We start from the raw sequence: 22,930 nt of genomic DNA, 5'->3' as shown, positions 1-22,930 counted from the left end.
ATCACATTAGTTACGCATAACTAATGTGATCTGACCCCATTTTTATTGGACTAACAGCGATTCAAATTCTTGTGCTGATACAGCTTTTGACCATAAGTAGCCCTGAGCACAACGGCAACCCGCCTGCTGCAGCAACACCAGGCTTTGCTTGTCTTCTACCCCTTCGGCCACAGTATGTAAATCTAAACTGGCTGCCAGTTGAATAATGCCGTTGACCAGCGCTAAGTCTTTTTCATTGTGACCAATACGGGCAACAAAAGAGCGGTCAATTTTTAAACTGTTCAGACTAAACTGGCTTAAATAGCCAAGATTGGAATAGCCGGTGCCAAAATCATCAATGGCAAAACGCACACCCGAAGCAGACAGCTGATCAATTTGTTGTTTCACCAAAGCAGTATCATCAATCAGCACCGACTCGGTCAGTTCCAACTCCAGCCAATGCGCCTCTAAACCAGTATCTGCCAGCACTTGTGTCACTACTGCAGGTAAATCACTTTGTTTAAACTGCATGGCAGAGATATTCACCGCTATACCTAAAAGAAAACCTGAATCTTGCCATAGCTTTACCTGAGCACAGGCTTTTTGCAGTACAAAAAGCCCTAGTTCCTGAATTAACCCAGTTTCTTCCGCCAGAGGAATAAATACATCAGGAGAGACAACTCCTAATTCAGCATCAGACCAGCGCAACAAAGCCTCAGCCCCACTGATGTGATTGGTTTTTAAGTCATAGGTTGGCTGGTAAGCCACAGTAAACAGCTGCTGCTTTACCGCAACACGCAAGCGCATCATCAGGTTGAATTTGTCCAACTGCTGCTGCTCCATGTCAGCGTGATACCAGCAAAATCTGTTACGCCCCATCTTTTTCGCCTGATACATAGCCGTATCCGCTTTTTTGCACAGCAGATGAAAGTCAGTCCCATCTTGCGGAGCTCTGGTGACGCCAATAGAAGCTGACAACTGGACGTTATGCTGCTGCACTACAAACTCCTGCTGACAACTGTGCAGTAACTTCTGAATGCGTTGTTCAAGCTCTGCCGGACTTTGCCACTGACTTATAATCACCACAAACTCATCACCACCAAAACGGCTCAGCACATCCTGCTCTGACAACTGGCTTTGCAGCAAAATAGCCAGTTGCTTTAATACTTCATCTCCAGCCTGATGACCCAAGGCGTCGTTAATAGGTTTAAAATTATCTAAATCAATAAATAACAAAGCCACGGACTGCAGTGGACTGGCCGCCACAGCACGCTGAAAACCCAGTTCGCATTGAGTTCTGTTCACCAGACCCGTCAACGGATCGTGCTGAGCCAAACGCTGAATTTCCAGCTGAGATTTCACCACCCGTTCATTTTCTTGTTTTAACTGCAGCAGCACATCTTTGGTATCACGAGCTATCAGCCTCATGGTAAAACCACTGACTAACAACAAAAGATTTAAGGTGATAAAGGTATTCAGCGTGGGCACTGTAGGCCTGAAATAGATCCAGCCATACAAAGAGGCCAAAGCAAGAAAAGAGCAAAACAGCAGAATAAAACCAAATAACAGCAGATAAAAACGCCGGCCACTGTACATAGCCGCATAAGCCAGCACCAGCGGATAGCCCAGCAGCATCAAATCAAAAATACCTGAGTTGATGCTGATCAAGCTGCAGATCATTAAAGTCAGCAGCCACAACAAGGTCCCAATGGCAAAACGGATTTTTCGCTGTTGCAACAAGATTAAAATACAGACTAAGCCTACCGCAGTCGCCAGCAAAATAGTGGCCGATTTAGGGCCAGAAACAGCCGAGCCGCAGATCACTGCAAGCAAACATATCCAGACAATTTGTTTCAGTCGCTTTAGCTGTGTTGCAGTTAAAGCCGTGATATCAGAGCCCGCTGCAAATTTGAATAAGGTCCACTGCTTCATATTCTGCCTTGTCTCTGTATTACCAGCATCCTGCTATCATTTCCCAGTAAAACGATAAAACCTGCAACAACAGGCCGGACGTCCAGAATACCAGACTGATTACAAATTAATACAGTCAAGGCGTAGTTAATTTGTTAGGCAAAAGGCTTCACCGCTTTCCTGCATGAATAAAAACACCGGCACTAAGTCCGGTGTTTTGAAGTCTAGCTAACCGTCGATAATTACATGCTGTAGCGAACACCTAAGGCAAAGGTACGGCTGTATAAAGAGGTGCCAAAGTTACCTGTAGTGGCGTTATTACCGTAGTAGCTCTGATAGAGTTCATTGGTCAGGTTGGTGCCATCCAGTGTCAGTTCAAACTGTTCTGTCAGTTTGTAGCTTAACTGAAAGTCCATACTGGCTTCTGCTTTACGACGCATCTCAAGCGGGTTAGCAAACAATGCGGCTTCATAGTTCGATAAGAAACCTTCACGCCATGAATACGACAATCTCATGCCTAAATCATTTTTGTCATAGGCCAGCACCACACTGTAGGACGAATCAGACACACCAAACAGGTCAGTATCTCTGTAGCCTGTGATCTCACCTTCACTGTTGGTATCAGGTGTAGTTTGTGAGGAAGACAAGCGGGTATAACTGGCCTGCACACCAAAACCATCCAGAGCTTCAGGTAAAGAGGAAGGGAACCAGACCAAACCAATTTCAGCACCAGATAACTCACCTTCAGAGGCATTGTACGGCTGAGTTAATACAAATTTGTAAGGTGTTGGATCAGTAGCAGATTTTGGCGCTGTGACTGAACGGCGGAAACCTACAACAAAGCCATCAATATCCCGTCTGAATACTGTACCGTACAATGAACTGGAGTCGGCAAAGTACCATTCCAGCGACAGATCGTAGTTTTTTGATTCTGTTGGTTTTAAATCAGGATTACCACCACCAGCAGTACCATAACCTATGCCTGTGACGTCTTCGTTATAGATAATCAGCGGGTTTAAATCACCAAAGCCCGGATAACGTAAAGTTTCGGTGTAAGCAACACGGGCCTGCACGTCGTCGGTCAACTGATAACGGGCCGACAAGCTTGGCAGAATTTTACGGGTTTTGCTTTCACCCGCCGTGGTGTTTTGTACTGTGCCCGGTGCAGTTTCCTGATAAAAGGTGGAATCCGTATCTATACCTGTATAACGGGCTCCTACTTCACCATTTAATGCACGACCTGCGACTTCGGTTTCAAATTTACCCTGCAAATACAAAGACAAAGTGGTGGCGTCTATATCAAAAGAACGCTGTAAATCCAGCTTATTCATGCCATACATAGCACGGTACTGGTCGGCATTGTTACGAATATGATGACCATTAGCAGCTACCCAGGATGTAGGGACATTGGCTTCACCATCCATAAAGCCACTGTTGATCGAAGCCAAACCATCCAGAGTTCCAACATTGACAGCACCACCACAACAACGGTCCTGACGACTGAACGAGGTGGTTGCACCCCGTTTGTCATAACGCACACCGGTTTCCATTGTAGTAAAGAAGCCATCCAGTCGATACACCAAATCTGAGGTAAAGGTCACCGCATCACCTTCATCCTTATTGGCATTGTCGTACATACCGTCTGTCAGATAAGCAGATGGATCAGCCATACTGGATTCATCCATGCCAGCTGTCGCCGGATTGTCTTCAAAGTTAAAACCCGGAATACCACCACTTTCATTAAAGTCGACATTGAGTTTGTAGTTATTACCAGGCCGAACAAAACGCATCGCAAAAAAATCGCTGTTGTATTCGCTGTCCTGAACCACCAGTTCAGATTTCAACGTCATATAATCTGACAACTCCCATTTACCACCCAAAGCATGCAAATAGCTGTCGGTTTTACCTGTGGCTAAATCACCACTGGTAAAGACCCATGGGTCGTTCACAGAACGCGACTTCACTATGTTCGTGCCTGGATGCAACTGCACATTAGCGGCAGCAGCGGCCTGAGCTGGTGTCATGCCGCCATAACCGCCCCACCAGTCGGCAAATGAAAACAGCAGACTGTTAAAACCTTCATTACGGAAACCGTTATAAAAGGACTCAAACACGTATTCTGATTTTTCATTGGGCGCAAATTGTAGCGAAATGTTCGCAGCAGGACGCTCACGCTTGCCGGTGTAATCGCTTTGGAATACCGCGTCACGGCTCAGCATATAAGGGGTCGCCACACCATTAATATCCAAAGTGGCGCCTTCATTGGAAGGTAAACCTGCCAACAAGCCGGGTTGCCAAATTGGATTTTCGGCCACACCAGGTTTATCTAAAAAAATACGCTCATAAGGGGTAAAAGGTGCTGTGGGGTTTGCCGTCATAAAAGGCAACATAGCGCCTGCAGTGACACTTTGGTCACGGTACTGCATTTTGGAATAAGAGATGTTCACCAAAGCACCAAAATGGCCTGAATCCAACTGCCAGTTGTTGCTGGCTAACGCGCTGAAGGTTGGGTTCACTTTGTCATTTTGTTCAGTATAAATACCACGGGTATTGGCAATGAATTTAGCACCGTCAAAATCAAAAGGTCTGTGGGTTTTTACATCAATAGAACCTGCAATACCACTTTCAATCTGACTGGCAGAACGGGTTTTATACACATCAACCTGCTTCAGCAAGCTGGCAGGAATATCCTGCAAAGCCACAGCTGTGCCCGAGGCGGTAAAAATATTGCGGCCATTGACCGTCGTGGTGATATCACTTAAACCACGGATTGAGACTGCAGCTACTTCGCCTGAAGCACGATTGGTTACTTGCACACCGGTAACACGTTGCAAGGACTCAACCACGTTATTATCCGGAAACTTACCTATGTCTTCAGCCACTATGGCATCGACTATTTGTTCGTTGTGACGTTTTACGCCCAAAGCCTTATTCAGACTTCCACGTATGCCTTTGACTTCAATAATTTCTACTTCTGTTACTTTGTTATCTTCTTGCGCTGCGGTAACTGACTGGCTTATCAGAACAATAGCCATAGACACCGCACTGCTTAAGACGGATCGCTTAAACATGAGCTTCTTCTCCCCTTGTCGTGGTTTTATTACACCTTCCCGGTCAAAACACAACAGACCTTCGAGGCATTTTTTTTATCATTTCTCAAATCATGCTATTGTATGATTAATAGACTGTCAACTAAGAGATGAAGAAAAAACTGGCGGTTCAATTTCCGGGAATATCAGAAAAAGGGGGAATAAAACTCAGGAAAACACGGGGAAATGCGATACCGATAGCAGCGGAGCGACTCCGCCGCTATCTCGCAGCACAGTAAGTGAGCTTACCTTCAACTGTCATAGTAAAATGGCAGCAACACTATTTTGCACCCGGCTGTATTTTTTAACGACAGCAGGTTGCTGTAACAAAGCCTGTAGTAGCTCTACTGTTGTTTTCACATGCTCTGTCTGCCAATGTGCTGTTTCAGCCAGGCTATCTGACCATAACTCACAGGTAGACAATCTATTCAGATCTGTGGTGCAGGCCAGTATTTCATAACTTTCGCAGCCATCCTCCAGCACAGAGTTAGTAGCCAAATGGCTTAAAAGTAACTTCGCTTCTTCAATGCAATGGGGCTGAACGAACAACTCCGCCGTGACATAAACTTTTGTCATCTCAACTTCCTTAAAAATGCACAACTATCTAGTAAAACACTAAGGTTTTGCATGGAACAGGCTGCCTTTCTGTTGAGCAGAATCCAACCTCAGGCACTACGTTTTATCACTAAGAACACGCCAGACACCATCATGGCTAAACCCAGTAAACGCTTGCCGTCTAACAAGGATTGCTGCGCCCCCAAAAGCCCGTAATGATCAATTAAACTAATGGCAATCAACTGCCCCAAGAGCACAAAAGAAATAGCGTTGCCTACGCCATACTGAGGGGCCACCCAGGTGACACTTAATACATAAAAGGCCACCAGCAATCCTCCCAGATAAAAATACCAGGGGATATTGGCGCGAAATATGTTGCCTGAAACACCTTCTGTTTTTAACAAAAACGCAAATGACAGAGTAAAACCAACAAAAAATAACAATGCAGTCGCCAATGCAGAACTGCCAAGCTTAGCCCCCAAATGGCTGTTTAACGCCGCCATTACTGGTATACCTATGCCAGCTGTCAGCATCAGGGTTGGAAACAACAAATTGCTCGCCATGACTTTAAACTCCAGGTTTCAATGGGAGGTTCCGCGTCAATTAAGCTGCGGAACCTCGGATCATTTAATGACTTAATTGTTTAACCATGGCTTTGGCTACATCATGAGCACTAGCCGGATTCTGGCCTGTAATAACACGGCCACTTTCAATCACAAACACCTGCCAAGGCTGCACTTTGCGGTATTGCGCAGCAGCGCGAGTTAAAGATTCTTCCATTAAATATGGAATATCATTAATAGTGCCGTAGTCGATTTCTTCCTCGCGGGTAAAACCAGTGACAATGTGACTTGCCAGCAATTTTTCACCAGAACTTAAGGTAATTGGCAATAAAGCTGCAGGGCCATGACATACGGCACCGATCAACCCGCCTTTCTCGTAGTGAGATGCGGCCAGCTTAGCGAACTCTTCATTGCTGGCCAGATCCGATAACAAGCCAAAACCACCAGGGTAAAAAATGGCGTCGTAGTCTTCGATGTTCAACTGATGCACAGGCACAGTGTTATTCATCTGATTCTGAAAATTCACATCACTCAGAATCTGGCTATTCACTTCATCACCTTCGATGTCAGTGCCATAAATCGGCGCTTTGCCACCTTGAATAGACGCAATTTCATAATCCAGCCCACTTTGCATAAACACATGCAAAGCATGCGTCAGTTCAGGGGAATAAGTGCCATTGGCTTTGTCAGTGGTGCCCAAAGTGGCATGGTTAGTGACAACTATCAGTACTTTTTTCATGATGATTTCCTTTGTTTAACAGTTGATGTTTTGACAACGGAAGCAGTTTATTTCTTTTCCCATAAGATGATAATTAGGTAATATGGCAAATCATCTTTGCTGTACAGCAACAATAAAGAACCACCACACGAGGAGCCAGCAATGGATAGCTTTGAAGGTTTAATTGAATTTGTGGCTGTGGCTGAAGGGCAGGGCTTTTCCAGCGCAGCAAAACGGCTAGGATGCAGTGTCAGTCATGTCAGCCGTCAGGTATCCCGGCTTGAACAGCGTTTAGGCTCAGCCTTGCTCGCCCGCACTACCCGCCAAATCAGCTTAACCAAAGCCGGACTGACCTACTATCAGCAGTGCAAAGATTTGATCAATGGGCTGGAGCAAGCCAATGAACAGGTAAGCTCCCAGCAATTTCAGGTCAGTGGTACTTTGCGAGTCAGCGGTGCCGGGCCATTTGCCGAGCAATTTGTCGCTCCGGTATTAATGTCTTTTGCCGAACAACACCCCAACCTGACCATTGAAATGGATTTTAATACCCGCATGGTAAATTTTGTCGATGACGGCTTTGATTTTGCTATTCGTTATGGCGAGTTAAATGACTCTAATCTGGTAGCAAGAAAACTGGCCAACAGGCCCATGATGGCAGTCGCAAGCCCGGATTATCTGCAGCGACATGGTGTCCCCACAGAACCAGCTCATTTAAAAAACCATCAATGCATTATTTCCAACAATGATCATTGGCTGTTCAATAATGCCGGCACTGCGGAAAGCATCAAAGTCAGCGGACGCTGGCGCAGTAATAATGCGCACGCCGTTGTAATGGCTGTAGAGCGGGGATTAGGTATTGCCTATATGCCCAAAAGTAGCTTTAAAGCTGCAGTGGAGCAAGGCCGCTTAGTTCCTGTGCTGGAAGCATATTGGGGCAAAGGCGCCAATAGCTGGATTGTGTACCAAAACAAACGATTTCTACCGCTGCGGGCAAGGCTGGCTATTGATTATTTAGTGCAACATTTTGCAGATTGGGCTGAGTAAGTCCATAAAAAAGCCAGCACTGAGGCTGGCTTGTGTTAGACCAAAACTTACTACTGCAGCGATTTATCACGTATCGCTTTAAACTCTTTTCCTAAACAAATGGGGTCAGATGATCTCATTGGCAAAAGATGGTTAATCTGACTTAACTCTTGCGTAATGCAGTGATCAAAACTTCATCGTCGAACGTCTTATCCATACTAAAGCACAGAGAAATAAAACAGACCAACTACCGAATCCCCCTCCACCTGAGCTATCAGCTGAGTTATTACTTTCTTTACCTTTAATAACCCCTGAAAAATCCGCATTGACAGATAAACCAGCAGGGTCTGTAGCAGTAATAGAAAACTTGTAACTTCCCGGCGAAGTAGGTGTAGCCATAATCTGAGTTCCTTCACGGATAAAACCGACTGGTAATTCAGACACTTGATAGCTCAAAGTATCCCTGTCGATGTCTTCAAATACTTCATAAAAATCTAGGACATAAATGTCTCCAATATCGAGATTATTAATCAGCTGCCCCGATTTAATTCTTGGCGCATCATTTACATTACGCAAAGAAAATTCATAGGGTAGACTTAAATCCCACATATCTTTGCTGAAGGTGAAATTCAGATAGATTTTTGGATTATAAAGAGCTAAATCGTTTGATGTATTCAGTGGCCAGCGTGCATCACCAGTTTTAGGCTCAAGAAAACGCAGACTGCCCAGATTAGGAATGGCTGTTTCATCTGCATTTACAACGAACCCAGTTAACGATGTCAGATGATTGTTCAAATCTAATGTAATTTTCTCGCCCTGAATGGCGTCAACCACTATGTCATCACTGGTGAAATAAATCTCCGGCAGATCCAGACGATGCCATACGAGTTCGTCCTCCGATGACGTCAATACATAACCGTCTTGAGTCGCATGACGTAAAGAACCTCCCAAATTTACGAGTGACGAATTTTGGCCTGGTCTTATGGCAAGAGCAATAGTATAGTTTTCGTTAAATCTGAAGAACTCAAAACCATTGCTGTGGCATAAAATATCTGTGCGCCCCAGGAAAAGACAATCGCCGAATAAATTCGGGCTTGAAGAAGTCTCCACAAAAGTTCCGGTTCCATCAGATAGTCGTATTTGAGCTTTCTGGCCCACTACCAGGTCTTTATCCTTCACATAAAAAAGAGGTGGTCTTTCAAACTGTTTCTCAGTCAGAGCAACACTCCAGCTTTGCTGTAAGCCAGAAGAAGTTAAAGCGAACATAGAAGCGGTAAACCTTGGTTCGCTGGCTTCTTTTTGGTAAACCAGCAAACCATGTTTAGTTGCCACTTTGTATTGCATCTGCTCCGGCAAAAGTAGCGATTGACATTTAGATGCCTCAAAGTTACTGACATTTGAACAACTTATGAAAATCCCATCTGAAGTGTGCAGCAGTAATGTATCTTCAAGTTCGAAGTAATTCATGTCGTAAATACTGGAGCTAAAGCCATGGGGGTATGGCACTTCTATCTGTCGGAACTGCTGTTCCGGAGTCCATAACCCCAAGTACAAAGTATTGTGACGAATACCTGCAAACCACCAGTTGTATTGATGATAAGCAGTTGCAGCAATATTCACTTGCTCATAATCAGCAGTCATTAACTGCGCATAACCACGAACAACAGGCATTTTGGATGAGTCATTCAACCAGATTTGTTTAGTGAATCCACCAAAAACAACAGCATTTACTTCAGGAAAGGATTCAGACACATGATTAGAGACTCCCAACTTGTGCTGCCAGCTGTTTCCTCTGAAGTCATAAAGGTCTGAATCAGGGGCTTTCAACCATTCATCAAAACCGATAAAGATCCTGTCACCGACTTTATGTAAAAAAGATGAAAAATCTTTATAGTCGATTAACCCGACAGCTCTATTAAAAGATGAAAACTTAAATTGCTCAATCAGATGTCCACTGCTGTCCAAACGGATAACCTGTCTGGTAGCTGAGGGCTCTTGATTTTCATATTTATCAACCAGAAACAACGAATCTGTGGAGTTCTGATAAACCGCTGCAATTGAAGAAACTGAGCTAATTTCTGTCAGAGTTGATAGATCTAAGGTGATCATTTTGAATAATCCAGCATCGTACACAACCAAAGCTGAGCTATCTGGATTTAAATAAAGAGGTTCGACCTCAAGAATTGTCTCGAACTGGTAATTCAAACCATTTTTACGGTAAATTGCAGTTTCATTCGACCCACAGTCCACGACCAGCCATTGGCTGGTCATAAGAAAGTTTGTTGGAAAACCACAACGCGGAGGATCCAGCTCCTGAAGTCTGATTTGACCGTCACTTAAAGTGAAAACCGATACAGTGTTTACATATTGGTTTGCTCCATGACTTACAACACCAGAATCATCAAGCGCAGCGACCATATTTGCACGTTCACCCACAGAGTAAGCCAGTGGCAGCTCTACCGCATTTTTTATATAAGGAGTAGATTCCGAGAGTTCAAAAGCGGTAATTTTGTCCTGTTCGATCGTCCATAAATGTTGACCCGTCACGGCAAAATCATAAATATACTTCGACGGCAACTCACTGTCATCGGGCACGATAAAGCGAAGATTCACCCATTGGCCGTTAACAAACTCAGTTTCCATAAACTTATTGTTTGATAAAAACCAAAGACGATTAGCCTGAGTCAGGCTATAGCCATCAATATCACTAGCATTGAATACGGTCTGTCGTTGAACTTCTGCAGAAAATGACTGCGCAATAAATAAATTCAACAATCCAACCACTAAGACTCCTTTCCAGAACAACGACATACACACCTCTTTAGTTTCACTGGATCAGTAACTTACAAATAGCTTAAAAAATAAAACTAACTACATGCTAACGTATTTTCAATCGCGCTGTAGATAGTAGTTAGTAAGTCTTAACAAAAAACCGGCACTAAGGCCGGCTTTTGTTAACAAAAACAAATCACTACTGCAGCGATTTATCCCTGATGGCTTTAAATTCTTTTCCAGGTAACCAGTTGGGCCAGCTTTGGCTGTTTGCCACTTCTAAGCCAACCTGATAAAACAGAAATAAATCCTGCTGTGAACCTCGTAGATCCCATTTAGGATCGAACTCGTCATTGACCTTATGGTAGTAATCTGTGACGTAGTTTTTACGTTGCTGTAAGCCCCAGTCTTTACCATGGGCTACGCTGTCGATGCCACCACGGGCGTACAACATAGGCACACCTTTTTTCGCCAGATTAAAATGGTCTGAACGGTAATAAAAACCATCCTGTGGTGTAGGTTCAGGGGCAATATAACGGTTTTGCTGTTTAGCGTATTTATCCAGTATAGGCTCCAGCTCTGAGCTGCCGTAACCAAACACCATCACATCCCGCATAGGGCCATAGACATTCATAATGTCCATATTGATACCGGCCACAGTTTTATTCACCGGAAACAACGGGTTTTCTGCATACCAGGCGGAACCCAATAAGCCACGTTCTTCTACTGTGACCGCAAGAAAGGCGATAGAACGTTCTGGTGCCGGGCCTTGCTTAAACTTTTCAGCCAGCGCTAATAAAGCCGCCACACCGCCCGCGTTGTCTTGTGCGCCGTTAAAAATCTTGTCGTCGCTACGGCTGAAATCCAGACCAAAATGGTCCCAGTGCGCCATATAAATCACAGCTTCATCCGGCTTTTTACTGCCCGGAATAAAACCTATCACGTTGTTGGAATCAATTTCGCGCAGGTTGTTTTTGATACTGATGCTGGCTTTGGCATTCAGTGGTATAGCTTTAAAGTCAGGCTTTAAAGCACGCTCTTTCATCTGCTTTAAGCTGCTGCCATTGGCGGCAAATAAGCGCTCGGCGGCGTCCAGTGATAACCAGCCTTCCACTTCGGCTTTGTGCATGTTTTTGTTGGCATTGGCCAGTTCAAAACGTATAGGACTGGTGCCTGCAACAACGTTCCAGCCGTAACTGGCGGCTTCAGTTTCGTGCACTATCAGTATCATAGCTGCACCCTGACGGGCCGCTTCTTCGTATTTGTAAGTCCAGCGGCCATAATACGTCATGGCGTTGCCGGTAAAGAGCTTGGCATCCTGAGTGGCAAAGCCCGGGTCATTGACCAGCACGACCACTGTTTTGCCTTTTACATCTAAATCTTTGTAATCGTTCCAGTTGTATTCAGGGGCTACTATGCCGTAACCGGCAAATACCATTTCGCTGTTCTCAAGCTTAATCTCCGGCAACATACGGGTCGACCAGGCCATCATATCGGTTTTATAACCCAGAGTAGCCGCAGTTTTATCCCCTGTTAAAGTCATGCCAGACACAGCCACAGGGTCAATTTGCACCACAGGCACAGCCTGGCGGTAACTGCCGTTTTTATAGGGAGTTAAACCTAAACGCTTAAACTCAGTTTCAAGATAGGCCACTGTGCGCTTTTCACCTTCAGTGGCAGGAGCCCGGCCTTGCATTTCATCCGACGCTAACTTTTCAAAATAGCGGGAGAAGTTAGGGTTAAAGTCGGTTTGTACTAATGCAGGCTCTGCGGCAACGGCGCTAAAAACCAGCCCCAACGCCAGAGCACTTATTAACTTATTCATAGATTTCCTTTTAAAAAAATAAGGCAGAGTCAATGCTCTGCCTTATGGTCTTTTACTAACCTTATTTCGCTGCCAGAGACGCGTCGCGAATTGCACGGAACTCACGGCCTTCAAACCAGTTTGGCCACTGTTCTGAATTCGCCAGATCAGCACCTACCTGATAAAACACATTCATATCCTGCTGCACACCACGTAAATCCCAGCTGTCGTTAAATTCGTCAGCGGCTTTGTGATAACAACAGACGTTGTATTCTTTCTTCTGAGCAGCGCCCCACTCTTTACCATGTTCAAAGCTGTCGATGCCGCCTTTCGCATACAGCATTGGCACCCCTACTTTGGCCAGATTGAAGTGGTCTGAGCGGTAGAAAGAACCATGCTCAGGACTTGGCTCAGGTGCCACATAACGGCCCTGCTGTTCAGTGTATTTGGTCAGAATGCTTTCCAGCTCTGAGTTGTTATAGCCCACCACCACCATGTCTTTCATCGGACCATAGACGTTCATCACGTCCATATTGATGCCTGCGACGGTTTTGTTCAGTGGGAACACCGGATTTTGTGCATACCAGGCAGAACCTAATAAACCACGCTCTTCAGCCGTAACAGCCAGGAAAGCCACTGAACGTTTTGGTTTAGGCGCTTTCGCAAAATGTTCAGCTAAGGCCATGATGGCGGCTGTACCACTGGCGTTGTCCTGTGCACCATTAAACACTTTGTCTTTTGGATTGGAGAAATCCACCCCTAAGTGATCCCAGTGCGCCATATAAAGCACCACTTCGTCCGGTTTTTCTGAGCCTTCGATATAACCCATTACATTGTTGGACGTCAGTTCACTGATATTATTTTTCACTGAAACCGAAGCTTTCACTCCCATAGGCACAGCTGTAAAGTCTTTACTCAGCGCTTTTTGACGCATAGTGTCAATATCGGTGCCCATAGCAGCAAAGAGTTGTTGAGCCGATTCAGTGGTCAGCCAACCTTCTACTTTTGATCTATCCATATTTTTATTGGCATTAATCAAATCAAACTTCGTAGGTGAACCGCCTGCTACAACCTGCCAACCATAAGAGGCAGGTTCAGTTTCATGGATAACCAGCGCCATAGCAGCACCCTGACGGGCCGCTTCTTCAAACTTATAAGTCCAGCGACCGTAATAGGTCATGGCATTGCCACTAAACAGATTTGGATCTTTAGTGGCAAAGCCAGGATCGTTCACAAACATCACCACGGTTTTACCTTTGACATCCAGGCCTTCGTAGTCATTCCAGTTGTATTCCGGTGCCACTATGCCGTAACCGACAAACACCAGTTCACTGTCTTTTACTTCAACCTGTTCAGTCACTTGCGTGGTCCAGGCCATCATTTGTTCTTTGTATTTCAGCTCTGTGTTCAGCTTGTCGCCCGACAGTTGCATGCCAGACACTTCTTTAGGATCAATACGCACTAAAGATACAGGCTGCAGGTAACTATCGCCATTAATGCCCTTTAAGCCAATGCGCTTAAAATGCTCTGAGATATAGTTAATAGTTTTTTCTTCGCCCGGCGTGGCAGGCATACGGCCCTGAAATTCATCAGAAGCCAGAGTTTTTAAGTAGTCTTTGTACGCTGAGTTAAACTCAGTCCCCATCAAAGCACTGGCGGCTTTGGCTGGTTCAACTGCTGCAGTGGTCGCGCTTTGCTCTGGTTCAGCTGGTTTAGAACAAGCTGTTAAGGTTAAAGCGGCCATCATGGTCAGCGTTGTGGCTGAAAACCAAAATTGTGGTCTCATAACACTCCCGGATTATTATTGTTTTGTTTATCTATATAAACGGACTCTTCGATACTAACCAAGACAGCTGCGACACACCAGATCAGTGGTCGCAGCTTTTGCCCCGTTAAAGGCGAATGGCGTTAAAACAGCTTATTTAGCCGCGCCCCAGTTCGCTTTTGGTAAGGCGACGGCTTTAGTTAAATCAAAGTCGACCCGAAATTCACGGCCTTCGCGGGTTAAACGGTAGCTAAAACTTTCATTTGGGTATAAATACATATGCCAGGTGTTACCGATAGACTGTGGCATTTTAGTTTTGATAAACAGGTTTTTAGAATAATCATCAGCAGGGAAACTTTGAGCTTCAGTCCAGCCCGGAGTGTCTGTATGGCCACCATACATAGTGGAGATGTCATCGCTGCCATCTTCATGTTTATGCTGATGCTGTAATTGAAGACCATCAGCAGTTTTAGTAATAATCCAGGTGCGTGAACGGTTTTCACCCACCACAAAAGGCACCTGAATTTGTGTGTCGCTGCAGTCGCGCACATGCATCACCATATCGCCGCTAAAAGCCGCACTTGGCTGATTATCCAGCGTGGTTTTACCGGCAAAAGCTTTACCACAAAGCGATTTTAATTGATCAAAAAACTGCAGCTGTGCCGGACTTGGTGCCGCAGCAACAGACAAAGACATAAAAGTGGCTGCTAAGGTAAAGGTGTTGATAAGTAATGTTTTTTTAGTTATGTGCATCAGTGGACTCCTTTTTTAGTCACCGCACTATACCTTTAATAACGGCAAAAACGCAAAGCACCACAACAACAGGAAAATCGGATGCAAAACTTAATAGATGCAAAATTGCTGATGAAAGTATTCAGCAAAGTGGAACAACAGGGCAAGCCAGTGGACACGCCTTTTGGCAAAGGGTTTGAGCTGGACGGTATGACTATTGCCAGCGGCTTTGATGGCTACGATTTATATTTTGTGGCTGATCAGGTGACTGTCACTTTAGGTTTTCATCAAAAATATCATATAGATGCAAAAGATGAAGAACATATAGAACAGTTTATCCAGCGCTTAAAACGTATAGAGGCCAAATAAGTCTGACCACAACTGCAAACGTATGCAGCCTGAGTTCAGAGCCGATGGCCTGTGTTAGCATAAGGAAAAACGATATGGATACAGACGAAAATGCATCTTTCTATTTATTCCAAATGCAGCCGCAAAAAAGCCTGGCTGCTCAGCGCCTTCGCTTTGGCCTTAGTAGCATCCTGCGGTAAGGCTCCAGTGCAAAACCAGACGCCAGCCACAGAAGTCAAAAAAGCGGCAGAAAAACCAGCCCCAGTAAAACCACAAGCCGAAGCTCAAACAGGTAAGGTGGTGGTGTATCAAATGTTTACCCGCTTATTTGGCAATACCAACAGCAGCAATCAGCCCTGGGGCACTATTGAACAAAACGGTGTCGGAAAATTTAATGACGTTAACGAAGCCGCGCTGAAAGGCATTAAAGAGCTGGGCGCAAGCTACGTCTGGTACACAGGTATTTTGCACCATGCGGTGATCCGTGATTACAGCGCTTATGGCATCAGCCATGACGACCCTGATGTGGTGAAAGGCCGCGCCGGCTCTCCTTATGCAGTCAAAGACTATTACAGCGTGAACCCGGATTTAGCGATAGACCCAGCCAAACGACTGGAAGAGTTTGAAGCACTGATACAGCGCACTCATGCCGAAGGTTTAAAAGTCATTATTGATATAGTGCCAAACCATGTGGCACGTCATTACCACTCACTGCATAAACCCGAAGGTATTGAAGATTTTGGTGCCAATGACGACACCAGTGTGGAATACAAACGCGATAACAACTTCTATTACGTGGTGGGCCAGCCTTTTCAGGTGCCAACACCACAAAACGGTTACCAGCCTTTGGACGGCGAAGCGCATCCACTGTCTGACGGTAAGTTTGAAGAAAACCCGGCGAAATGGACAGGCAATGGCTCTCGTTTAGCTCAGCCGGATTTTAACGACTGGTATGAAACCGTAAAAGTAAACTACGGTGTAAAACCAGATGGCAGTTACGACTTTGACAGCCTGCCTGCCGACTACGCCACTAAATCAGTACAAGAACATGCCGCCTTCTGGCAGGGCAAAGACGTACCAAACTCCTGGTTGAAATTCCGTGATATCACATTCTACTGGCTGGATAAAGGCGTAGACGGTTTCCGTTTTGATATGGCCGAAATGGTGCCGGTGGAATTCTGGAGCTTTTTAAACTCCAGCATTAAAAGCAAAAACCCAAATGCCTTTTTATTGGCTGAAGTCTATAACCCGGCCTTGTACCGCGACTATATTCGCCTCGGAAAAATGGATTATCTGTACGACAAAGTAGAAATGTACGACAGCCTGAAATTAGTAATGCAAGGCACTGGCAGCACTGATGCTATCGCCAGCGTGCAACACGGCATGGCAGATATTGAACACCATATGCTGCACTTTTTAGAAAACCACGACGAGCAGCGTATCGCCGCCCCTGAATTTGCCGGTGACGCCAATAAAGCCAAACCCGCTATGGTGGTGTCGGCCTTAATCAGCAGCTCGCCAACTATGTTGTATTTTGGTCAGGAGGTCGGTGAAGCAGGCGCTTTAGATTCAGGTTTTGGCGACCCTAGCCGCACTAGTATTTTTGATTACGCTGGTGTGCCAGCTCATCAAAACTGGTTAAACGACGGTAAATACGATGGCGGAAAATTAACGCCAGAACAAAAGCAACTGCGTGAGTTTTATAAAAAATTAATGACCTTATCAGCCACAGAAGCAGTCTTTAACGGTGCTTACCAAGAGCTGCATACAGTGAATAAAACCACAAAAGGTTACAGCGATAAAACCTACGCTTTTGCCCGTTTTAACGATAAAACCAAAGTGATAGTAGCCAGCAACTTCGCGACTACAGCCACCAGTTTTGTATTAAAACTGCCGGCAGATTTAGTGCAACAATGGAAATTAAACGGTAGCGGCTATGAACTAAAAGATCTGTTATCTGAGCGTAAAGCTTCGCTAAAGGTGACAGGTGATCAGGCTTCAGTGCAAATCGACTTAGCGCCACTGGAGTCTGTGGTATTGAAGTTTTGATGTGGTGAGTTGTTCGTTATTTTCTGAGTGAAAGGCGCCGCTGGCGCCTTTTTCGTTTGCACTTGCGCAGATCCCCAAAAAACTAAATAGGTAAACCAGCGCTAAGTAAGCTTTGGGATCCGCCTGAAGCATCACTGATTACAACATACAAAGGGACAACGCTTTCCCTTTCAATACTTTTGTACATATTTTAGCCAAAAAACTGGATCATTTTTAGGTAAATGCTATTTTAGGTACGGACAAATAAAATCAAAGATGGTCAATGCAGTGATAGCTCTCTCTTGGATTTTACTATGTCAGGCACCTGTTTACGCCTGCGGCAGGTAAGCCTTACAGATGTAAGCTGCGGGCTTCTCAAATGAGGAACTATATTATGGCTTCGTGCGATCCGTTTAGCGTTGACTTCCATGGCAGTGCCCAAGATCTGTTCAACAAAATATCAGCATTAATCCACCAACACGGCGGCAGTGTTTCAGGCGGTCCAAGTGGCGGCACTTTCTCAGTCCCAGTGCCTGTATTTGGCACTGTGGCGGGCACATTTTCCGTGTCGGGACAACGCTGCACTATCCACATCACGCAGCGTTCATTTTTTCTTGCTTGCGGCATTATTGAAAATTTCGTCAGATCGAACATTCCAACTGTTGAAGCTACTGCTATCACCGCTTTTTGAACGAAGGTTGTGGCCTGTAAAGGCCACTTCTGTTTGACGCTTTAAAGCTATTTGCAAAACAGTTTTTTAAACAACTCTTCTGACTTTTTCAAACCTTCATCCGTAAAGACTACAGATTTTGTTTTGCTTATCGGGTCGAGGATAAAGCCTTTTTCATAAAGCCGGTTTGTCACATCCCAATCCAGTTGCTTCCATGCCCGGCGCTGTTCATGCAAGGTCAGATAAAGCAACGCCAGCGCCGCTTCATCTATTTTATCTTCATCAATATCCATGGACTGCTCCACTTTGATGATGCTTTCACTTTCAGGCTAAACGAAAATAATTCACATGGCCTGCCAGCCGGCTGGCAATTTGTTTCAGCTCTACACTGGAGCGGGCGACCTGATCGGCGGCGCTGGCGGTTTGTTCTGTTGCGCCTTTAATTTGCATTACATTGCGGTTAATGTCTTCGGCCACTATGCTTTGTTGCTCGGCCGCACTGGCGATTTGCTCGTTCATTTGATTTAACAAATTCACAAAACCTTTGATTTTACTGAAGGATTCCAGAGCACCAGCCGCAAAATCCACTGTATGACTAGCTTGTTTCTGGCTGCCAGCCATAGCACTGACAGTAGCTTGCACTCCGTCGTGCAGGCGACTGATCATGGCCTGGATCATTTGGGTAGAATCCTGAGTACGGCTGGCTAAAGTGCGAACTTCATCCGCCACTACCGCAAAACCACGGCCTTGTTCACCTGCCCGAGCGGCTTCTATAGCGGCATTCAGTGCCAATAAATTGGTTTGTTCTGCCACGCCTCGTATCACTTCCACCACCTGGCCTATTTCAGCACTTTGGGCTGATAACTGTTCTATCACACTGGTGGTCTGGCTGACATCTTTGGACAAAGCTTGGATAGAGGCGATAGTTTTTGCCATCACCTCGTCACTTAATTTCAGATTGGTTTCAGTTTCATTGGTTTTTTGCGCTGCGCTCACTGCATTTTGCGCTACATCAGCCACTGAAGTGCTCATTTCATTCATAGCGGTAGACACCATTTCTATTTCCTGGTGCTGCAAAATCAACTGATCTGTGGTTTTTTCACTGCTAACAGCCAACTCGTCAGCAGCCTGATCCAAAGCGCCAGATGCCAGTTTTAACTCCACCACTATGCCGGATAACTGCGCTACCATAGCGCGCAAATGATGCAACAAACTGGAGTTGTCCTGCTGTTTTAATTCAATTTGAATATCCAGCTCTCCGGCCGCCACTTTACGCACTATCATGGCGGCATATTCCGGTTCTCCGCCCAAATGCCCAAGGGTGTGGCGCACTATCCAACTGGCGGCAGTGATTGCCGCCAACACAGCCACTAAAGTCAAAATACTGATCAACCAGACTTCCTTGTTATACAACTGTTCAGAGGCAATAAACTCGGTTTCTGCCACCTGCAATTGCAAGTTCACCAGTTCAGTGATTTTTTCGCTGATAGGGTCGATGCTGTGATACAAAGGGCCATTAAAGTCCTGCAAAGTGCCGCTGATATCACCGCTTTGTTGCTGCAAAAACAGCACCAGTTGCTTGATATCAGCATCAGCATTTTTAAACAATACGGAAGCTTGGGCAGCAAGCTGTTGCTCCTGTGTCGTCAGAGTTGTAGCCATAAAACTTGCCCACTCAACATCGATCTGTTGTTGGGCTTTTTGCACTTGTTCAATCGCCTGCTCTGAGGTTAATAAGCCTGACTGAGCTTTATTCACCGCATCAATCACCGAAACCGCATATAAATCCGCGATATTTTTTAAGCCTTTTAATGGCACCACTCTGTCCAGATAAACAGTTTTCAGCCCCTGATTCATGCTGTTCATTGCCAGCAAGCCTGTGGCGGCTAACAACAACATCAGCAATAAAGGGATAGCAAAAGAGAATGACAGACGAGCGGCTAAACCAAATTTTGTGTTCATAACAGACTCCGATTCCGTTCAGGCGAATGATGACCCTATGGCTCAGGTGACTCCGGGTGAGCCGCAAGAAAAATTCCATAGTTGGCACAAGTTTAGAGGTTGTTTGCATTAGCGCAAGAGCAGATTAACCTTTGTAACAAATTAACAAAACTTAATCGGAAGCCTGAAGTATTGCAGCAGATCCAGATTTAACTTTTTGTAAATGTTGATTAAATTTTTCTATCAGTTGCTGATGCGCTGGTTCACGTCGCAATGCCAGATGTAAAGTTTTCAGTTCAGTGAAGCTGCTATTGAACTGTACTTTATCTGTCGCCAGCCGCTTTACTTCGGTATCGTGCTCCAGCAAATAGAGTAAAACTCTGCGGTCTATCACCGCCAGGTCCAAACGGCCCAACGCCACTTTCAAAACATTTTGCCTGTCAGACAACGCCAGCTGTGGTTTCAGTTGCCCTCTGGTAATCATCTGATCAACGAGTGTCAAATTGACATAGTCCTGCACCACTCCCAGTTGAAACTGCGCTAACGAAGCAACATTCAGCTGGCCCAGTGGCTTTGTTGTGGCTTCAACAAAACCCAGTTCGCTAACGCCAAGACTATCCGACAGAATAAACTTAGGGTTGTAAGTTTGATATTCAGGAAAATAACCTGAGTACAACCCACCAGCTTTTTCACTGGCTCTTATGGCTCTGGACCAGGGTAAAAACTCCGTCTGCAACTCCAGTTGCATAGAGGCGAATACTTGCCTGAGCAGTACAGTGGTTTCCCCCTGCTGCTCAAGTTGATGTCCAGTGTAAGGCGGCCAGTCTAAACTGGCCAACCTGACAGCTTGCTCAGCCTGAACGAACAAAGGCCAGAGGCATAACCAGCCAAGGTAACTCTTCACTACTTTTCCTCAGCAGCGCAACTGCGCCAACTGAGCGTCCATGGCTCCGGTAATAGTGTCTATTTCCTTGCTGATTAACAGGTTTTGTTTAGCCAGTTGATGCAATGCCTTAGTGGCATCATCTATGGCTGTAATATTGCGGTTAATTTCTTCACTGACCTGATTTTGTTCCTCCGCAGCTGAAGCCACCTGAAAAGCATTATCCGCTATGCTGGAAATACCAGCTGTGGCCAAAGAGAGCTTTTCATAGGAGCTTTCGGCTTCTTTTAAAGTACTGGTGACTTTGTCGGTATTGGTATGAATTTGTTGTACCGCCGCTGCGACCTGTTGTTGCAACGCATGGATCAGATTTTTAATTTCATCTGTTGAGCTGTGAGTGCGGGCTGCCAATGACCGCACTTCATCGGCCACCACAGCAAAACCCCGCCCCTGTTCACCGGCCCGCGCCGCTTCAATCGCAGCGTTTAGTGCCAATAAGTTGGTTTGTTCGGCTATGGCCTGGATCACATCAATAATGCCATTAATTTTCTGGCTGCTTTGCGCCACTTCATTCACGCCCTGACTGGTGTGGCTAAATTCAACAGACACCGTTTTAAAAGCCTCAACCGTATTCTGAAACAAATGATTGGCGTCTGTTAAGGCGGCCAGTGATTCCTGAGCACCTTGCGCAGTACTGCCCGCCAGATTAGCCACTTCATGTGCAGTAGCTGACATTTGATGCATAGCAGAAGCCACATTCTGAATTTCACTGGCCTGAATACTGACTGAGCTATTGGTTTGATCTGTGGTTTTTACCATTTGTTCTGACTGGTATTGCATCAGCTTAGAGGATTCTTTTAAGTTATTGATCATCGACTTTAATTTGGCAGTAAACAGGTTAAAACCATCCGCCATATCATTTAACTCCTGATGCTGGCTTTGTTTTAATTGCCGGGTCAGATCGCCTTCAGAGCCTGCCAGTTCTTTCATCAGCACACTCATATGCAAAATAGGAGCTGTGGCGCTTTTTAAACCCAAGGCCATTAACACCACAAAAACGAGTAGTAACACCAGACCTAAACCAATCATACTTTGAGTGGTTTGGGCTGAGTCTGCATTGAGCTGATCGGCCAGTTGAATCGCCATGGCCAGGGCTGTCGCTTCAGGCACTGCCACCACAACCTTCCAGTCCGACTCTGTGCTGTCGAGTTTTATCGGTTGTGTCACCAGCATGGAATCTTTGTATAAGCTGACGCCCGCTTGTTGCTGCTGCAAATGCGCCGCTAAATCTGCATCAAGCGCTTTAATCGACTGACCCAGTTGATCAGGATATTTGTTACTGGCTACCACCAGGCCATATTTGCTAATCAAATAAAGTTCAGCTTTGCCACCATAGAGTAAATCAGCCTGGGCCTGTAATAAGGTTTGTAATACGGGCAGGTTTAAATCGACGCCTGACACCCCTCTGAACTGATCCTGAGTCACGACCGGATAAACCAGCGAGGTTAAAAGCACCTGATTGCCCGGCGTGATTTCCCATAAATAAGGTTCCATCAGGCAGGCTTTTTTGCTGTCACGGCTGCACAAATACCACTCAGCTTCACGCACACCATATTCATTTTTAGCCTCTTTGTATTTCACGGCCGGATCTGGTGTTTGCACAAATTTGAGCTGGCCTTGCTCACGGATCCAATAAATTTCCATAGAACCGGTTTTAGAGCTGTGATCATTAGCGATGGAATACTGACTGTCAGCACCATCGTAACCATTGGGTTCAAACTGACCAAATAAAGACGAAATACCAGGGTTGCTGCCCAGAATATGGCCAGCCATCACTTTCACCTGATCACGGCTGTAGGGCGTTTGACCACTGCCCAAAGCTGAGCCGGATAACACTGCCGCAAAATTTTTGGCCGTATCAAAATTACGGTCCAGCACAGCGCTGGTTTCCAGTGCGGTACGCTGAGCAGCTTCAGTCAGAATTTGTTCAGCTAAAGTCCGTACCGACTGAGTCAAACGATTTACTGCAGATTCGTTGCTGCTGGTCATGGAATACCAGCCAATAAAGGCCATGCTGCCGATACTGATCGACAGCAAAACAGCAACGCCAAAAGTGAGTTTAAAACGTAATGAATTCAACTGCATAATA

General features: G+C 45.5%; 17 protein-coding genes. 4 read left to right on the top strand and 13 right to left on the bottom strand.

The features are described 5' to 3' along the window. Positions 1-42: 42 nt before the first annotated feature. The 5 genes from P3C17_RS03780 to P3C17_RS03760 all read right to left on the bottom strand — a co-directional run bounded on the left by P3C17_RS03780 (position 43) and on the right by P3C17_RS03760 (position 6,836). Complete coding sequence (locus P3C17_RS03780) at positions 43-1,911, bottom strand: EAL domain-containing protein (protein ID WP_300928173.1); 1,869 nt, start codon at positions 1,909-1,911, stop codon at positions 43-45. A 221-nt stretch (positions 1,912-2,132) separates the two neighbouring features. Next, on the bottom strand, positions 2,133-4,961 hold the full coding sequence (locus P3C17_RS03775; protein WP_300928172.1) for a TonB-dependent receptor: 2,829 nt from the start codon (positions 4,959-4,961) through the stop codon (positions 2,133-2,135). 276 nt (positions 4,962-5,237) lie between these two features. Beyond that, positions 5,238-5,555, bottom strand: coding sequence for an antibiotic biosynthesis monooxygenase (locus tag P3C17_RS03770; protein WP_300928171.1), 318 nt, complete (start codon positions 5,553-5,555; stop codon positions 5,238-5,240). Positions 5,556-5,644: 89 nt separating this feature from the next. Then, positions 5,645-6,097 (bottom strand): DMT family transporter, encoded by a 453-nt coding sequence (locus tag P3C17_RS03765; RefSeq protein WP_300928170.1) that lies wholly within the window; start codon positions 6,095-6,097, stop codon positions 5,645-5,647. 64 nt (positions 6,098-6,161) lie between these two features. After that, positions 6,162-6,836, bottom strand: coding sequence for a type 1 glutamine amidotransferase domain-containing protein (locus P3C17_RS03760; RefSeq protein ID WP_300928169.1), 675 nt, complete (start codon positions 6,834-6,836; stop codon positions 6,162-6,164). 141 nt (positions 6,837-6,977) lie between these two features. Here P3C17_RS03760 and P3C17_RS03755 point away from each other — a divergent pair, with 141 nt between their 5' ends. Then, on the top strand, positions 6,978-7,859 hold the full coding sequence (locus P3C17_RS03755) for a LysR family transcriptional regulator (protein ID WP_300928168.1): 882 nt from the start codon (positions 6,978-6,980) through the stop codon (positions 7,857-7,859). A gap of 165 nt (positions 7,860-8,024) precedes the next feature. On the opposite strand, the gene P3C17_RS03750 is transcribed toward P3C17_RS03755, so the two are convergent. From P3C17_RS03750 to P3C17_RS03735, 4 genes are all read right to left on the bottom strand, one after another. Next, complete coding sequence (locus P3C17_RS03750; RefSeq protein WP_300928167.1) at positions 8,025-10,649, bottom strand: hypothetical protein; 2,625 nt, start codon at positions 10,647-10,649, stop codon at positions 8,025-8,027. 160 nt (positions 10,650-10,809) lie between these two features. After that, a complete protein-coding gene (locus P3C17_RS03745; protein WP_300928166.1) occupies positions 10,810-12,435 on the bottom strand; it encodes a M28 family metallopeptidase in 1,626 nt (541 codons plus the stop codon). Positions 12,436-12,496: 61 nt separating this feature from the next. Next, entirely contained in the window at positions 12,497-14,200 is a 1,704-nt protein-coding gene (locus P3C17_RS03740; protein ID WP_300928165.1) for a M28 family metallopeptidase, read from the bottom strand. Between the two features lie 132 nt (positions 14,201-14,332). After that, positions 14,333-14,932 (bottom strand): hypothetical protein, encoded by a 600-nt coding sequence (locus P3C17_RS03735; protein WP_300928164.1) that lies wholly within the window; start codon positions 14,930-14,932, stop codon positions 14,333-14,335. 81 nt (positions 14,933-15,013) lie between these two features. On the opposite strand from P3C17_RS03735, the gene P3C17_RS03730 reads away from it, so the two are divergent. From P3C17_RS03730 to P3C17_RS03720, 3 genes are all read left to right on the top strand, one after another. Continuing rightward, entirely contained in the window at positions 15,014-15,280 is a 267-nt protein-coding gene (locus tag P3C17_RS03730) for a DUF3081 family protein (RefSeq protein WP_300928163.1), read from the top strand. A 90-nt stretch (positions 15,281-15,370) separates the two neighbouring features. After that, positions 15,371-17,308: an alpha-amylase family glycosyl hydrolase gene (locus P3C17_RS03725; RefSeq protein WP_300928162.1), complete on the top strand. Its 1,938-nt coding sequence runs from the start codon at positions 15,371-15,373 to the stop codon at positions 17,306-17,308. A gap of 373 nt (positions 17,309-17,681) precedes the next feature. Further along, positions 17,682-17,978 carry a hypothetical protein gene (locus tag P3C17_RS03720; RefSeq protein ID WP_300928161.1) on the top strand — a complete coding sequence of 99 codons (297 nt, stop codon included), beginning with the start codon at positions 17,682-17,684 and terminating at the stop codon, positions 17,976-17,978. A 47-nt stretch (positions 17,979-18,025) separates the two neighbouring features. Here the strand turns inward: P3C17_RS03720 and P3C17_RS03715 are convergent, their stop codons facing one another. The 4 genes from P3C17_RS03715 to P3C17_RS03700 form a co-directional block, all read right to left on the bottom strand. Further along, on the bottom strand, positions 18,026-18,250 hold the full coding sequence (locus P3C17_RS03715; protein WP_300928160.1) for a DUF6429 family protein: 225 nt from the start codon (positions 18,248-18,250) through the stop codon (positions 18,026-18,028). A gap of 31 nt (positions 18,251-18,281) precedes the next feature. Continuing rightward, positions 18,282-19,919, bottom strand: a complete 1,638-nt coding sequence (locus P3C17_RS03710) for a methyl-accepting chemotaxis protein (protein ID WP_300928159.1) — start codon at positions 19,917-19,919, stop codon at positions 18,282-18,284. 151 nt (positions 19,920-20,070) lie between these two features. After that, a complete protein-coding gene (locus P3C17_RS03705; RefSeq protein WP_300928158.1) occupies positions 20,071-20,802 on the bottom strand; it encodes a transporter substrate-binding domain-containing protein in 732 nt (243 codons plus the stop codon). A 9-nt stretch (positions 20,803-20,811) separates the two neighbouring features. Then, positions 20,812-22,926, bottom strand: a complete 2,115-nt coding sequence (locus P3C17_RS03700; protein WP_300928157.1) for a methyl-accepting chemotaxis protein — start codon at positions 22,924-22,926, stop codon at positions 20,812-20,814. Positions 22,927-22,930 lie beyond the last annotated feature (4 nt).

Origin of the sequence: Rheinheimera sp. 1928-s (genome assembly GCF_029269265.1) — a bacterium.
In the GTDB taxonomy this organism is placed as follows: domain Bacteria; phylum Pseudomonadota; class Gammaproteobacteria; order Enterobacterales; family Alteromonadaceae; genus Pararheinheimera.
This window is presented reverse-complemented; position numbering and strand designations above follow the sequence as displayed.